The sequence below is a fragment of the Pseudoalteromonas shioyasakiensis genome, assembly GCF_022398475.1.
GTDB lineage: Bacteria > Pseudomonadota > Gammaproteobacteria > Enterobacterales > Alteromonadaceae > Pseudoalteromonas.
This window is the reverse complement of the sequence record NZ_JAKEVM010000005.1, coordinates 50,786-67,209: the sequence shown is the minus strand read 5'-3', so window position 1 is coordinate 67,209 and position 16,424 is coordinate 50,786. Positions and strand designations below refer to the sequence as shown.

The following is a 16,424-nucleotide window of genomic DNA, read 5'->3' as shown; positions in this document are numbered from 1 at the left end:
CTCTTCAATTAAAAGTTTTTTGAAACCGAAGTTTCGTGCTCAATGAATTCTGAATTTTGATTCTTTCGAATCGAATTGACTGTGCTGAAACAAGTAAACTTGTTTCCGTTGGTCACTCAGTTCAATTGAGACTCTAAATTTGTTTGCGTCATCTAGCGAACTAGAATCTGCTGTTAGAACTCAATCTGTACGAGTGCCCACACAGATGATTGCTTTATATTGTTAAAGAACGTTTGAGATACTTTCGCGTCTCAAGGGCTGTGCATTCTACGCAAGCCGTTATTTTTGTCAACACTTAATTTTGAGAAAAGTTTATTTTTTCAAAACCTAGTCTTACTTGACTTAACCAACTCGTCGTTTTGCTTTTTTGTAAGCAGTCCGCCGTGTCGGTGGATGCGCATTATAGGGAGATCCGAACTGAGATCAACTGTTTTTTTAAGTTTTTATGAAAAAAATGACTGTTCGCGCAAAATACGACCGAAACGGGTGAAAATAGCACTAAAAAAGGCCCTGAAGGGCCTTTTAACGTTATTTTACTATGAGCTTCCAACCTACTTTTGCTTGTAGCTTGGACTCTAGTTGCAGTTCACTGGCCATTAATGGGTGATATTTTAACCAATCACCATCAAATGTCAGTGTGAGAGTGTTTTCATTAACACTGAGATCTATCGCTGGTAGTACATCATCTTGGCGACGCATTGATAAGATCACAGCGATCCGTACTACCCTTGTTAAACATTCTGCGAGTACTTGATGACAGCCTAAGTGAGCAAAGCTGTTTTTAACAAGATCAGCACGATGTTCACTAGCAACAGCTGTGATCAGTTTATGCTCAGATTGCGAGAACCCTGGCATATCTGTGTTTTCTATAATGTAAGCCGTGTGCTTATGATAAAGCTTATACTCGATCAGTAAGCCAATCTCATGCAGTTTTGCAACCGTTCTTAATAATGCGATTGCGTTATCATCGATCGACTGCCATTGCCCCATGATTCTTTTAGCCAATTGCTCTGCTAGTTGCGCAACACGACAAGCCTGTTTTTGATCTACATGATAACGATTCATTAAACCATCAACAGTACGCTTGCGGATGTCATGGTTATGAAGCTCTGGCACCATGCTGTATAAAACGCCTTCACGCAATGCACCGCGCGCAAGACCCATTTGTTTTATATCTAACGATTCAAATAAGGCAATCAATATAGCGAGGCCAGAAACAAACACTAGACGGCGCTCTTCGCTCAAGCCTGGAAGCTCAAGATCAGCAATCGTTTCAAATTGCACTGATTGCTCTTTAATAGCGAGAAGTTTATCAAGCGTTAAAAGCTCATCTTGATTTTGTGCAACCATGATTTCTTGAATCGCTTGCACTGTACCTGACGCGCCGCTCGCAATTTGCCATCCGGTTGCTTGGTATTCATCGACAATTTCTGCAACCACTTCACTTGCAGCTTTAATTGCAGCAGCAAAGTTTTCGTTACTGAGCTTTTGATCTTTGAAGTAGCGTTCTAGGAAGGTAACACAGCCCATATGCAGACTTTTATAATGCAGTGCATCAAAACCCTGACCGATAACAACCTCGGTACTGGCTCCGCCAATATCGATAACCAGTTGTTTACCGCTGCAAGCTGAGGTATGAGCCACGCCTTTATAGATTGTCTTAGCTTCTAGCTCACCACTGATAACATTGATTTTATGACCAAGGATCTGTTCAGCTTTATGCTTGAATACATCAGCATTGCTAGCAAGACGTAAAGTTGCGGTCGCAACAATTGTGATGTTTTTCTTTGGTATGTCTTGCAGACGCTCAGCAAACAAGGCTAGGCATTCCCAACCTCGTTGCATGGCTTCAGTGCTAAGGACGTTGTTTTCATCAAGCCCTGCAGCAAGCCTTACTTTACGTTTGACTCGACCGATCGTTTGTAGACCGCCAGCAATCGATTTAGCGATCAGCATATGAAAGCTATTTGATCCTAAGTCGATTACTGCATACACATTTTTTTGCGGTTGAAGTTGCCCCACCGTTCAAAAACCTCTAGTTACTACTAAGTCTTCAACAACGGCCGTTTATTACGACCGTGATTTCTGGTAACTATTATTTGGTCGACGTCCGTTGTTGTTACGACTACGTGGGCCTGTAGAATAGTTCCGCTTTTTCTGAATAGTAGGCTTAGTTAAATCATCAAGCAATGCACTTTTATCATAATGTGATAATGGAATGCTGTGTTCTATATATTGCTCAATTTCGTGGAGATTATAGGCATACTGTTCACAGGCAAAGCTAATAGCGTGTCCTGATGCACCAGCACGTCCGGTACGACCAATACGGTGTACATAGTCTTCACAATCATCTGGCAAATCAAAATTAAATACATGACTTACTTCTGGGATATGCAAACCACGAGCTGCAACGTCTGTTGCTACTAAAAAGTCTAAATCGCCTTTGGTAAATTGAGCCAAAATTGATTGACGCTTTTTCTGGTTTACATCACCGGTTAATAATCCAACTCGGTGACCATCAGCTTTCATCCATGCATAAACATTCTCACAACTGTGTTTCGTATTTGCAAACACAATCGCTTTATCTGGCCATTCTTCTTCTATTAAAGTTAACAGTAACTTAATTTTGTCATCTTGTGATGGATGGAACAGCTCTTCCTGAATACGCTTACCTGTTTTTACATCAGGCTCGACTTGTACATGCTCAGGGTTAGTCATATGTTCAAACGCTAATTCCTGCACGCGATAAGACAAGGTTGCAGAGAATAATAGGTTTAAACGCTCAGACGTTTCTGGCATACGTCTAAACATATAACGAATATCTTTTATGAAGCCTAAATCGAACATACGATCTGCTTCATCAAGCACTACAACCTCGATTTCATTGAGGGTATAACAGCCCTGTTTATATAAATCGATTAGGCGTCCAGTAGTGCCAATTAAAATATCAACGCCTTTTTCTAGTTGTGCACGTTGTTTTTCGTAATCTTCGCCACCATATACTAATCCTAAGTTAAGATTACAGTGTGGCGCTAAAATTTTTGCATCTTTGTGTATCTGAATCGCCAGCTCCCTTGTTGGGGCCATGATCAGGGCTCTTGGATGTTTACTAGATGCTTTGCTAGATTGTAATAACCGATGGCACGTGGCAGTTAAAAACGCCAACGTTTTGCCTGTACCTGTTTGCGCTTGGCCCGCAATATCGCGGCCTTCACAAATAAAAGGTAGGCATTTCGCTTGAATGGGTGTGCAATATTCAAACCCATTTTCGGTTAAACCGGCAACCACTTCCGGTGCGATAGCAAAGTCTGAAAACTTTTTATCGGTCAAATGTGTCTTAGTCATAGCGTTTAAGCATAACGTTTAAACTTGCAATAAGAAACAAGAGTGTTTAAATACGCATTAAATATTTCGCCTAACTAATCGGAGATCGCAATGAGCGAGAAAATTATTCAATTAACTGACGATAGCTTTGAAGCTGACGTACTACAATCAGACAAACCTGTACTTGTTGATTTTTGGGCTGAATGGTGCGGACCTTGTAAAATGATCGCCCCTATTCTTGACGAAGTAGCTGGCGAGTTTGATGGCCGAGTTACCGTTGGTAAACTTAACATCGACCAAAATGCAGGCACACCACCAAAGTTTGGTATCCGTGGTATCCCTACATTACTTCTTTTCAAAGATGGTCAAGTTGCAGCAACTAAAGTTGGTGCACTTTCTAAAACTCAATTAGTAGAGTTTTTAGAAAACAACATCTAATGAAAATATAAAAAAAGGGCTTTTTGCCCTTTTTTTAGCTTTATTTTGTTTAAAGACTGGACGCCTTGCTAGTGACCTGCTAGTTTATAAAGCCAACTAATCCTTAGTTATACCAACAAACCTCACTCATGTATCAAACGATGATTTTGAGTATGACAATTGTAATAAAGAACCCACCAATATGCATTTACGCGAATTAAAAGACAAGTCTATCAAAGAGCTTGTAAACTTAGCTGAGTCCATGGGGCTCGAAAACGTAGCCCGTTTAAGAAAACAAGACATTATTTTCGCCATCCTTAAAGCGCACGCTAAAAGCGGTGAAAATATCTATGGCGGCGGTGTACTAGAGATCTTACAAGATGGTTTTGGTTTCTTAAGATCATCTGAAGCATCTTACTTAGCCGGCCCAGATGATATTTATGTATCACCGAGTCAAATCCGTCGATTCAGCATGCGTACTGGTGACTCAATTTCAGGCCTTATTCGTCCACCTAAAGACGGTGAACGTTACTTCGCACTATTAAAAGTAAATGAAGTAAACTTCGACAAACCTGAAAATTCTCGCACAAAAATCCTATTTGAAAACCTTACCCCACTGCACGCAAACGAACGTTTACGTATGGAGCGTGGTAACGGTAGTACTGAAGACATCACAGCACGTGTACTTGATTTAGCCTCACCAATTGGTAAAGGCCAACGTGCACTTATCGTTGCGCCGCCAAAAGCCGGTAAAACGATGCTACTGCAAAACATTGCGCAATCAATCAGCTATAACCAACCTGATTGTGAGCTAATGGTACTTCTAATCGACGAACGTCCAGAGGAAGTTACAGAGATGCAGCGCCTTGTAAAAGGTGAAGTAGTTGCTTCAACGTTTGATGAGCCTGCAAGCCGTCACGTTCAAGTTGCTGAGATGGTAATTGAAAAAGCGAAGCGCCTGGTTGAGCACAAAAAAGACGTGGTTATCTTACTTGATTCAATCACACGTCTTGCTCGTGCCTACAATACCGTAATCCCATCATCAGGTAAGGTATTAACTGGTGGTGTTGATGCAAACGCATTACACAAACCAAAACGTTTCTTTGGTGCAGCTCGTAACGTAGAAGAAGGCGGTAGCTTAACAATTATCGCAACAGCTCTTATCGATACTGGTTCGAAGATGGACGAAGTTATCTACGAAGAGTTCAAAGGTACAGGTAACATGGAATTACACTTAAATCGTAAGATTGCTGAAAAGCGTGTATTCCCAGCGATTGACTTTAACCGCTCAGGTACGCGTCGCGAAGAATTACTAACCAAACCTGATGAACTACAAAAGATGTGGATCTTACGTAAGATCGTTCATGAGATGTCAGAAATTGATGCCATGGAATTCTTAATTGATAAGCTTTCAATGAGCAAAACCAATGACGAGTTCTTTGACTCAATGAAACGTCAGTAACTATTCCTAGTTTTTAAAAAATGCCTGTTTAATACAGGCATTTTTTTTGCGTAAAACTAAGGACATAACACCTTAAAAGTTATACTTTTACAGAATAAGTTTATTGGTAATTAACAGAAATTTGTTCTATACATTATAGGATTAAAGGTAAGGACTCCTCAATGACTCGCATTAAAGTAGCTGTAGCTCTATTCTTAATAAGCTTACTTAGTTGTATTGCTAGTTTTACCGTATTTGAATTATCTGCAGCAGCAATGGTTGTATTTGCACTAATTGTTGTCGTTCCTTGGCTTGCTTTGATTGGCTACGTTTATACGACTGAGCACAAACAACAAGATCACCTAAGTTTTTTTGTTTCTAACATTACTTCTGAGCAAGGCATCGATTTCACTTTCCGTTTTGACGAAAATGATCGTCAATTACCACAAGCTTGTCATGCCCTAAATGCAAGTCTGACGATGGTTGAGCACATGCTTGGCGAAATATACTCGTCATCTGCCCGCTTATTACCTATGGCTGACGCACTTCGTGATACCTATGCATCGATGACTCAAAAAGCCACCATACAAGATGCTCATGGTATTGATTTAGCAGATACCATTACCCGCACCATTGAAGTATCGAAAGAGCTAGATAGAAGTTTAGAACAAATTTTTAATTCAGTATCTGATGCCACCAAATCAGTACAACAAACCCGTTTAGACACAGATAAAAGCCAGGCGAGTCTTATCAAGCTTGCCGATAATATTAACCTCACCAGTGAGCAGATTATTTTACTTAAGCAAGATAGTGATGCGATTGGCTCAGTTATTGATGTTATCAATAGTATTGCCGAACAAACTAATTTACTTGCGCTAAATGCTGCTATTGAAGCTGCGCGTGCTGGCGAGCAAGGGCGTGGCTTTGCGGTAGTCGCTGATGAAGTAAGAAGCCTGGCTGCCCGCACCAGTAAATCAACACAAGAAGTGCGTGAGATGGTAGCTAAAATTCAGCACAGTACAGAGCAAGCATATCAATTAATGCAAACCGCACTGAAAGAAACCGAGCGCACGGTTGAGCTATCTGAGGCATCAACTAAAGAAACCAATAAAATTGAACAAGCGATGCTAGAAATTAATGCGTTTTCTGAGAGTGTTCATGAGCAGGTGGCGATGCAAAGCCAAATGTCAGATGAAGCACAAACCAGTATTGATGCAATGGTTGAGCTCAATTCCGATGCACTTTCAAGTTCACAAATACAAGCTGTATCGAGTAAAGACTTGGTTCGCCTTGCCCATACCTTAGACGATAAGCTTTCGATGTTTCATATTACACCACCAGAAACCGATCACGAACAGCGCATCGATCGCTCACGCTTCGATACCAATCAAGAAATTGAAAAAATTCAAGACGGTGATATTGAACTGTTTTGATCAACCGAAGCATTATGTAGTTGCTCAAGTAGCTGAGCAACTAAGCTTGTTAAGTCAGTAAGCTTATCTTGCTTTAATGCCGACTCAAGTGCCATTGCACTCATCGCCACATCATCCAGCTCAAACATTTTAGCTGCACCACCTATACGGTGAGCATCCTGCTGTAAGTTAAACAATTCATGAGCTGCAAAGTGCTGTTGTATCAATGCGCTTTCATGCTCAAAGCTATTGATAAAGCTTGCCACTAAGTCACTCATATCATGCTGGGATTTAGTTGTGGTGCTGTCTTTTTTGCAATGCTTCGCAAGTTGCGTGTAAAACACTTTTTTATCAATTGGTTTGGCAAGGTAACCTGTAAAACCAGCTTCAAGGTAACTGTCGATTTCATGGCTAATTGCATTAGCCGTTAATGCATACACAGGCTGGGTAAAGCCACATTCTTGTAATAGCTTGAGCGCCTGTAAGCCATCCAATACTGGCATTTGAATATCCAGCAGCACCACATCAGGGAATTCCTTGAGACAATGCTCTACAGCTTGCTCACCATTTTCAACCGCAATCACCTCAAGGCCCATCGACTCTAAATAACGAGAAATTAAACGGCGGTTATCGGGATGATCTTCAGCAAGCAGCACTTTACCAGACAAGCCTTTTGTTGCTGGCTGCACAAACTTTGCAAGCTCAACTGTTTCCGTGCTTGGTGTATGCTCTTTACACGGCAAGTAAAACGAAAATATGCTGCCTTTATTTAGCTCACTTTCAACACTGATATAGCCACCCATCATCATCGCAAGCTGTTGCGATAGGCTTAAACCAAGCCCGGTGCCCCCAAAGCGACGGCTGATGCTATTGTCGCCTTGCCTAAAACATTCAAAGATTTGCTTAAGCTGCTCAGCGTTCATACCAATACCGGTGTCAGTTACACGAAACCATACGCCTTGCTCCACTTTATAGACTTTTAACTCTACTTCACCTTGATTGGTGAATTTAATTGCATTCGCGCATAGATTTATAAGAATCTGTTTAATGCGGGTAAAGTCGAGCTGACTGTAAAACTGTTCGCCAAGCTCATTATGAAATGAAAAGTTAAGCCCTTTATCTTTGGCTTGACCACTAAGCATAGAATGAACATCAGTAAGTAATCGAACTAAATCACCTTCCTTTAGGCTTAACTCTAGCTTGTTAGCTTCGATTTTACTGATATCAAGTACGTCATTAATCAGCTCTTTTAAGTGATCGCTTTGTTTTTGAATAACAGCCAGCTCATCGTTTAACTGCTCTGGTTTATAATAACCATTCATAAGATTATCGGTTTGGCCTAGGATTGCAGTTAAAGGTGTACGAATTTCATGGCTAATATTTGCTAAAAACTGACTTTTAATTTCATTAGCGCTGCGTAGTTGATCTGCGGTTTCTTCAAGCTCTTTGGTTCGTTTAGCAACCATTAACGAAAGTTGCTCTTTTGCCCCTTTTTCAATATTACGGCGATAAATAGTAATACCCGTCACCACTATCATCACAAACAAGATAAATAGCATAATGCCCAACTGACGTTGTTTAGACATTTCGAGCTCTTGCACATTCTGTAGCTGCTTTAATTCAACAATTTCTTGATTAAGCTGACTTGCTTGGATTTGGCTTTGCAGCTCACCCATAGACTTTAATAATTTTAGACTTTGCTCGCTTTTAAAAGCGCGAACAAACTCATCAAAACTAGCGACGGCTGCTGCATAGTCACCCTTACCTGACTTAATCAGGGCCATCATTCCGGCGCCGTCTTGTACTCTCAAATCATCTTTATATTGTTTAGCCATAAAAACTGAGGTAGTCAGAGTGGCCTCAGCTTCAGTGAGCTTTCCTTGTAATAACTCGATTTTTGCTTGCGACAATAAGCCAGCTAGCTCTAATGTTTTATTATCAATTCTTTTTGCAAACTCAACGGCTTTTTCTGCATGACTTAAGGCAAGCTCTAAATCACCGGTGCGCAGATACACATTAGCAATATTAGCGTGGCGTGAAGAGAGAAAGTAAGCGTTATTTGTTTCTTGGTAGTAGCGCAAGGCACGCTGGTAGTAGTGTAAAGAAAGTTGATACTGGCCAAGCTCTGAGTAAGCCACTCCCATATTGCCATACGACTGAGCGACGCCATCTTCATCACCTAATTTTTGGAAAATCTCTAGCGTTTCTCTATACATATCAAGCGCAATATCATAGCTCGACAAACGAATATAAATACCCGCTATATTGTGTAAAATATCGGCTTTATCTTGCTCGCTACCATACTCTTCATATATTTCTTTCGCTTCTTTGTAATATTTAAGTGCTTGATCCATATTGAACATGTCAAAGTAAGCAAGGCCAATATTACTGAGTAAGTTTGCTTCGGCAATTGGCTCTGGTAGTTTTTCTGCAACGCTTAATGCCTTGCTATACGCAAGCACAGCTTGTTGCATCAAGCCTTGATAATAATAAGTGACGCCTTGCATTTTTAGACTACGAAAATAGCGATTTGGCGTTGCTGTAAAACTTGTTGCTTGCTCAGCCAATTGGTAGTTTTTCACAGCCGCCGAGAAATTACCTTTATCTAGAGCAAAGTCGGCAAGCTGCATGTATATATCGAGGCTTAGTTCTTGATTTGTCGTACTTTGGTTAAGCAGCTTTTTGGCAAGCTGTTGCTTTTCTTGCCATTGCTTGGATTGGCTAAATTGCTCAAGTAGCGAAGTGGATGCAAAGCTAGACTGCGAAACAAACAAACTACAGCTGAACAATAAAGCAGTGAGCAAGCTTACACGCAGTGATGTGAACATATGGCGAAATCCCTTAAAATCAACTTAGCCTGAAAATGAAGTTATTTAAGCTCGGCTAAATGCATTCCCTAGTATCTAAAAACATTAGCGTAGTTTCAAAAAAGCAGCTGTGATAGCGTATACCACTGTAGATTACACTAAAGATAGGCTTGCGAACAATGGTTAACCCACTGATTGATGAGATTTTTTACCTTCTTTTGGAACAGCCTATTTGGAAGGTTCATACGCTTGCCAGCGCACTTAGTGAATCAGGAAAAATAGAGCAATTAGACAATGACCCACAAAAAGATCTGTTTAAACGCAACTTTTTAGTTATGAATGGTCTTTATCAACTACAAGCACAACTTGCACCTGAGCAACAGCTACAGATTGCGTCACTTCACATTGAACTTGTTAGTAAGCAAACGGGTAACGCATTAGAAAGTCATGATCCACTACGAGATTACTATTTAGATTGGCAAAACTTTGATACAACGAGCGATGAAATAGATGCGTTGTTAAGTGATTTTTGGCAGCGTTTTTCGTCATTTAGCCCAAACAAGGGCATTCACTCATTACCTCAGCAGCAGCTATTAGAATTACAACAGGCGTGGCAGCTACCTACTGATTTTTCAGAAAAACAGTTACAAAAGCGTTGGCGACAACTGGCATTAAAACACCACCCAGACCGCCAAGGCTGTGCAACTGAGTTTAAGAAAATACAACTCGAATATGAGCAACTTAAAGCAAGCTGCTCATAACTCAACAATTTACCTGCTCAAACGTCGCGCACGGATCTTGCGTTTTTTAATATTACCTTCAGTCAATTTACGTAACGCAGGTTTTGCAGCAGCTCGCTCAACAGCAATAAAGGCCACATTATCAAGTACGTTAATTTTACCTACCTGATGACCGGCAATTCCCTCTTTGCCTGTTAATGCTCCTAAAATATCACCGGCACGAATTTTTTGCTTCTTGCCTGCATCAATCATAATAGTTGCCATGGTTGGCTTATAAGCGGGCTTTTCTAGCAAGCTAAATGGCGGAATTGGTTCAGGGTCAAAATCACGCTCGTAGTGGTCGCCAATTTGTGCCACTTTAAATTGCTCAGCTTCACCATAAATAGAACATGCAATACCCTTTTTACCTGCTCGACCAGTACGGCCAACACGGTGTACATGGGTTTGTGGGTCATGCGCTAGGTGGTAATTCACTACCATGTCCATATCGTTGATATCTAAGCCACGCGCGGCAACATCCGTTGCAACAAGAATACAGGCGCTTTTATTAGCAAAGCGAATTAAAGTACGCTCACGTTCACGTTGATCTAAATCACCGTGTAAGGCAACAGCACTAAACCCTTCAGCATAAAGATCATCACAAATCTGCTGTGTTTCAACCTTGGTGTTACAAAAAACCACACAGCTTTCTGGTTGGAACTTCAACAACAACAGCTTCAATGTATTAAAGCGCTGTTTATTATTATCTAGCTTGTAAAAGTATTGCTTGATTGTGCTTTTTGTTTGCTCTTCTTCTACCTTAATCATTTCTGGGTTGCTAAGCACTCGCTCAGCTATCGCAGCAATTGATTTTGGATAAGTCGCACTAAACAATAATGTTTGGCGTTGGTTAGGAATGCACTCAACAATAGCATCAAGGGTATCTTGGAAGCCCATATCTAGCATTTGATCAGCTTCATCTAACACTAGGGTCTCAACATCATCTAAACGCAATGTGCCTTTGCGAATATGGTCATCAACACGACCTGGAGTACCAACGATGATATGTGCGCCATGTTCTAATGAGCCAATTTGTGGACCAATAGAGACACCACCACATAATGTTAAAACTTTAATGTTATGAATACCACGGGCAAGCTTACGAACTTCTTCAGCTACCTGCTCTGCTAACTCTCGGGTTGGACATAAAATGAGAGACTGAATACGAAAGCGTTTCACATTTAACTTAGCCAGCACACCTAAACTAAATGCAGCCGTTTTACCCGACCCCGTTTTGGCTTGGGCAATAATATCTTTGCCTTGCAAGATCACTGGCAAACTTTGCGCTTGCACTGGCGTCATTTGCGTATAACCTAAAGTTGATAAGTTATCGGTTAACTCTCGCGGCAAAGCCAAAGATGAAAAAGCAGTAGCAGTCACAGTAATATTCCAAACTTGATAATTGAGGGACATCCTCGAAGATGCTGTGGATCATAGCAGAGAATGTGCTGTTTCTCTAAACGAAAACACTGTTCAGCATATTTAATTCATATTTGCTTACAGTTTGCTGCTTTCTAACTCTCTGCATTTGTTCTAGTTTATTGATAGCAACCTTCAGGAAGAAACTATGCTTCTATTTAATACCGCTGCAGCTGATGTTTTCTATAAAAAACAAAAAACGTGCCCTCACTGTCATAGTGAACATTATTCTTTAAGCAATCACAGTAAAGTTTTGCGCTTTACTATTTTGCCAATCATGCCACTTTCTATTAATTATCAAAGACAATGTGATGACTGTGGCTATGTTACTCCTGCACCTTGGTATTCACTGCCCGCCTTAGAGTTAGCGTCGTTTATAAAATACTTTATTGGCCTATTCATTATCGTTTACCTATTAACAAATGCATTAATCGGTGCGAATGAACAAACTGAAAATGAGCAAAATTACTTAAACGAGCCAAAGTTATTTGATACCTATTTTGTCTATTCAGATAAATTTACTGGCAAACCAAAACGTATTAATAACTTAAAAGTAGCTCAGCTCGTTGAATTCGATGACAAGGACATGACTTTTAGAGTTGCTAACTACACTTACAAGTACAACAAAGACATCGAAATTGCGATGCGTACCAGCATGCTAGTTCAAGATGATTACTTTTCTAGTAAAACCCTGACTTTCAGTAAGTCACAAATAAAGCAGCTTTATGATGAAGGCAGCATTTATAAAATTATGCGACCTGAGCTTTATAGTTTATTTGGTGGTTTTGTTATGCACCCGCCTAGACCTAAGCCTTTATATACGGGCGTTAAGCTCGATAAACATAATCAGGAAGGGATTACTTACTTCAAAGATGGCCTATACGAGGAAGCGTTGAAAAGTTTTACGCTGTCTGCGGAAGATGGTTATGCATGGGGGCAATTAAACTTGGGTCAGATGTATCGTGATGGCCAAGGGACAGAAGTGAATAACGAAAAAGCAGCTTACTGGCTCAACAAAGCTACCTTACAAGGGAATCCTAAAGCAAAGATTGAGCTCGCAGAGCTATGCTTGAGTTACGATTGTAGTAAATTGAATACTCAATAATCTATTACCCATAAATATCACACATAAGAAACCAGCCAAATTATATGGTTCTCACTATTTACTTTTAATTTGTTATGTTATAACATTTTTGTACTGACGTAGTATTTATACTCTTTTAAAGCCGAGTTACTCTCCCTGCTCTGCTTTTGAGATTACGCAGCCTGATGAAAGAATCATCTTTTGAGTTTGTATAACTTGAAGGAAGACCTTGCACACTAGCACGCTTACGTTCCCGTGCTAAATCCTTGCCGGCGAGCTTGCTCGCCGGCACTTTTCTTTTAAAGCTTTAAATGATCATCTAAGAAAGCCAATACTTTTTTATAGTAAAGAGTACGGTGCTCTTCTTTATAAAAACCGTGGCCTTCATCATCTAGAATAGTGATTTCATATGGATGCTTAGCTTTTTTCAACGCTGCTTCTAATGATTCTGCTTGCTCAATTGGCGCACGTTCATCTTCACCACCATGCACAATAAGCACAGGTGCTTTTAGCTTATCGACATTATAAGCAGGCGAGAATGCTTTTAACTCAGCCTCATCTGTACCAATCACTGTTTTTAGGAAATTAACACCATAGCTTCGGGCTTGCGTGTCACCTTCTTCATACATAAGAGGCAAGTCGTAAACCCCCATCAGGCCAATTGCACACTTGAACATATCCGGCTCGATAATCGCGCTTTGTAGTGCTGAGTAACCACCGAAGCTGGTTCCCATAATACAAATATTATCTTTATCAACTGTGCCGTCATTAATTAATAGTTTCACACCATCAATAATATCGTGTTGAATATTTTGCCCCCACTGGCGATAGCCAGCTTCTTGGAAGTTCATACCAAACCCTTTCGAGCCTCGGAAGTTAACCTTTAATACCGCCATACCTTTATTGGCTAACATTTGTACTTCTGGATCGTAGCCCCAGTTATCACGTGCAATTGGGCCACCATGTGGCATAACAACTAAAGGTAAGTTTTTCTCAGCTTTGCCATTTGGCACAGTTAAATAAGCAAGAATTGTTAAACCATCGCGGCTTTTAAAACGCAGTGGTGTGGTTTGCGCCATATCTTTTTGGTTTATCCAGCCACGCGCAGAGAATAACGCTCGTAATTTATTGGTATTCGCGTCATATAGATAATATTGCCCAGGGTTTATATCGCTCGATGCGAAAATAATATTTTTTGAATCATCTTCTGTACTGCTAACTAGCTGTACTTGACTGCCTGGCAGTGCGCCCAATAAATCTTTAAGACGCTGCGATTTAGGCGAATTGCTATCAACAAACGCATAGCTTGGGTAGTCAGCCTCGGTTTCTATGGCAAATAACTCTTTAGAGATTTCATCAACCCAAATATGTGACGGTGAAACATGCTTATCTTGAAAGATTTTCGTCACTTCTTTGGTTTTTAGGTTAATCTTAATAAGGCTTTCTGCTTCTCCACCCTTTGATGCAGTGGCATATACAGACTCGCCAGATTTATCAAATGCCTTTAATGAAATATCGGTGTAATTAATACCTTCTAAATCGAGCTCTTTCCAAAAACCGCCTTCGGGCTCTCGTACATGAAGTGTCGCATTGAGGTAATCGTCACTTGATTCAGCGATACGAACGTTACCATCATGGTCCGTTAGAAATTCACCCATAGGTGCTGGTGATCGCGTAATTAAAGTGCGCAGACCGCGATATACATCGACTTCATAAACAACGGTAGTTGGTTCATTGGTTGCAGTCCACGGGTAAGTGACAACCAAAACTTTTTTATCATCATGAAGTAGGGGATCTAAAAGGTATGACGTTCCTTGAACTGGTGTTTGCTTTTTTAACCGAGTACCAGTTTGCTGTTCACCATGGTAACCAATTACGTATGCGCCACGGCTACCATCGACGTTCACGGCAAATAACTCACCATAATAAATAGGGGTATCTTGCCAACCTTTTAAATACTCTTTTTCAAGAATAACACGCTCGTTGTTAACCCAATGGTATTCGCCAACCTGTGCATTACCCGGAAAAGCAACCGCATGGGTTACTGCAAACTTGGTTGTATCAACAATGATGAGTGAATTTTTACCTTCGTGTTTTTTTATAGCTGCGACGTAGTTGCCATCAGGAGAGATAGTTACACGACTAAAGTCATTACCTTTACTAAAGTCTTCTACTGATAATTTTGCAGGTTTAGCGAAGCTGGTAAATGATAGCGTAAATAACGCTAGTCCCAGCACAAAAGTGAGATATCGAGACATGATTAACTCCATTTAACGATTTAATTGTTATTTTTAACTGAGCAATAATAAAGCAAAGACCCTATATTTGCTACAAAAATTTAACAAAACAACCCAATAATGGATGCTATTTAGCGACGAATTTTGTGCCAAAGTTCAACCACTAACACAACGATAACCCCGGCAATAACGCCTAATAAACCATCAAATATAATCGGCGTAGCCAGCTCACCCGTTTTACCAACTAAATCCGTAACAAACTCAGTGCTGCCTTGCTGGGCGTGATGTAAAACGGGGATCCCATGTACCAATATGCCTCCGCCAACTAAAAACATAGCAACCGTTCCTGCAAAGGCTAAAAAGCGCATTAACTTAGGCGCTGCAGCAAGTAAAAACTTACCTACTAACTCTTTAAACTTACCGCCACTTTGCTGCGCTTTTTGCAGTAAATACAAACCAGCATCATCTAGTTTAACAATCCCTGCAACTAACCCATACACGCCAATGGTCATAATAATTGCTATTACACTAAGCACTAAAGCTTGATTCACCAGTGTAGCGCCAGCAACCGTGCCTAGCGTTATCACGATAATTTCTGCTGAGAGGATAAAATCAGTGCGGATCGCCCCTTTCACTTTTTGCTTTTCGTATTCTTGTAAGTCTTGTTGTTCAGCCAGAGTTTCATCTTCTTGTTGAGCATGACCAAACAGCTTTTCGATAATTTTCTCTGCACCTTCAAAGCACAAAAACAGCCCGCCAACCATTAACAGCGGAGTAATTAACCAAGGCAACCAAACACTAATCAATAATGCTGCGGGCACTAAGATGGCTTTGTTAATAAACGAGCCTTTTGCCACAGCCCAAACCACAGGCAACTCTCTATCGGCAGTTACCCCTGTGACTTGCTGAGCATTAAGAGCCAGATCATCACCTAACACCCCTGCTGTTTTTTTTGTTGCGACTTTACTCATCGTCGCAATGTCGTCTAAAAGTGTTGTAATATCATCAAGTAAGGTTAGTAAATTTGTGCCTGCCATGGTGGTTCCTTGCCCATTAAATACACTATCAACATAACTTATCCTGCCATTTTCACCAACGGTTAATTTTTCTTTGTTAGGCTTATAGCTCATTCAAAAATAGAGGTGTTTCTATGATTAAACCACTTCTCTCAGGGCTCGCTTTAGTTACCTTGTGCGCGTGTGCTGAGCAAAGTGCACCAAGCAATTATCTGTGCGATGAGACCCTCAGCGCCAGTATTGTTGAATACAGTGATGAGGAAGCAAGACTGACATTTAAGGAGAGTGAATTTTTACTCAATCGCCAAGTAAGCGGCTCAGGGGTTAAATACAGTGCCGATAATGTGCTGTTTTGGTCAAAAGGCGATGAAGCCATGCTGATTTTAAAAGGTAAAAAGTACCAATGTAGCTTAACTCAGTAATAGCAAAAGCTTTCGTGGCTAAATTAGCTTAATCAGTGGTTTTGAGTATAATAGCGACAGTTTATT

The 16,424-nt window shown here is 40.6% G+C and carries 12 protein-coding genes; 6 read left to right on the top strand and 6 right to left on the bottom strand.

The window, feature by feature from the left end; genetic code table 11:
- Positions 1 to 528: 528 nt before the first annotated feature.
- Positions 529 to 2,022, bottom strand: a complete 1,494-nt coding sequence (gppA, locus tag L1D51_RS02390; RefSeq protein ID WP_239962457.1) for a guanosine-5'-triphosphate,3'-diphosphate diphosphatase — start codon at positions 2,020 to 2,022, stop codon at positions 529 to 531.
- A gap of 48 nt (positions 2,023 to 2,070) precedes the next feature.
- Positions 2,071 to 3,345 (bottom strand): ATP-dependent RNA helicase RhlB, encoded by a 1,275-nt coding sequence (gene rhlB, locus L1D51_RS02385; protein WP_063529730.1) that lies wholly within the window; start codon positions 3,343 to 3,345, stop codon positions 2,071 to 2,073.
- Positions 3,346 to 3,435: 90 nt separating this feature from the next.
- Between rhlB and trxA the strand changes: the two genes are divergently transcribed.
- From trxA to L1D51_RS02370, 3 genes are all read left to right on the top strand, one after another.
- Complete coding sequence (gene trxA, locus L1D51_RS02380) at positions 3,436 to 3,762, top strand: thioredoxin TrxA (protein ID WP_054554679.1); 327 nt, start codon at positions 3,436 to 3,438, stop codon at positions 3,760 to 3,762.
- Between the two features lie 181 nt (positions 3,763 to 3,943).
- The gene (rho, locus tag L1D51_RS02375) at positions 3,944 to 5,203 is read left to right on the top strand and encodes a transcription termination factor Rho (RefSeq protein WP_054554678.1); all 1,260 of its coding nucleotides are present in this window, start codon (positions 3,944 to 3,946) and stop codon (positions 5,201 to 5,203) included.
- Positions 5,204 to 5,364: 161 nt separating this feature from the next.
- A complete protein-coding gene (locus tag L1D51_RS02370; RefSeq protein WP_239962456.1) occupies positions 5,365 to 6,615 on the top strand; it encodes a methyl-accepting chemotaxis protein in 1,251 nt (416 codons plus the stop codon).
- On the opposite strand, the gene L1D51_RS02365 is transcribed toward L1D51_RS02370, so the two are convergent.
- Complete coding sequence (locus L1D51_RS02365; protein ID WP_239962455.1) at positions 6,588 to 9,422, bottom strand: tetratricopeptide repeat-containing hybrid sensor histidine kinase/response regulator; 2,835 nt, start codon at positions 9,420 to 9,422, stop codon at positions 6,588 to 6,590. The genes L1D51_RS02370 and L1D51_RS02365 overlap by 28 nt on opposite strands.
- 158 nt (positions 9,423 to 9,580) lie before the next feature.
- Here L1D51_RS02365 and L1D51_RS02360 point away from each other — a divergent pair, with 158 nt between their 5' ends.
- Positions 9,581 to 10,162 (top strand): DNA-J related domain-containing protein, encoded by a 582-nt coding sequence (locus L1D51_RS02360; protein ID WP_239962454.1) that lies wholly within the window; start codon positions 9,581 to 9,583, stop codon positions 10,160 to 10,162.
- A gap of 9 nt (positions 10,163 to 10,171) precedes the next feature.
- Here L1D51_RS02360 and dbpA read toward each other — a convergent pair whose 3' ends face one another.
- Complete coding sequence (dbpA, locus tag L1D51_RS02355) at positions 10,172 to 11,560, bottom strand: ATP-dependent RNA helicase DbpA (protein WP_055199234.1); 1,389 nt, start codon at positions 11,558 to 11,560, stop codon at positions 10,172 to 10,174.
- A gap of 187 nt (positions 11,561 to 11,747) precedes the next feature.
- On the opposite strand from dbpA, the gene L1D51_RS02350 reads away from it, so the two are divergent.
- A complete protein-coding gene (locus tag L1D51_RS02350) occupies positions 11,748 to 12,704 on the top strand; it encodes a tetratricopeptide repeat protein (protein ID WP_239962446.1) in 957 nt (318 codons plus the stop codon).
- Positions 12,705 to 12,982: 278 nt separating this feature from the next.
- Here the strand turns inward: L1D51_RS02350 and L1D51_RS02345 are convergent, their stop codons facing one another.
- Together L1D51_RS02345 and L1D51_RS02340 are read right to left on the bottom strand one after the other, a co-directional pair.
- Entirely contained in the window at positions 12,983 to 14,941 is a 1,959-nt protein-coding gene (locus L1D51_RS02345) for an alpha/beta hydrolase family protein (RefSeq protein WP_054563671.1), read from the bottom strand.
- A gap of 110 nt (positions 14,942 to 15,051) precedes the next feature.
- Positions 15,052 to 15,957 (bottom strand): DUF808 domain-containing protein, encoded by a 906-nt coding sequence (locus tag L1D51_RS02340; protein WP_239962444.1) that lies wholly within the window; start codon positions 15,955 to 15,957, stop codon positions 15,052 to 15,054.
- A gap of 113 nt (positions 15,958 to 16,070) precedes the next feature.
- Between L1D51_RS02340 and L1D51_RS02335 the strand changes: the two genes are divergently transcribed.
- Positions 16,071 to 16,358 (top strand): MliC family protein, encoded by a 288-nt coding sequence (locus tag L1D51_RS02335; RefSeq protein WP_054563672.1) that lies wholly within the window; start codon positions 16,071 to 16,073, stop codon positions 16,356 to 16,358.
- Positions 16,359 to 16,424 lie beyond the last annotated feature (66 nt).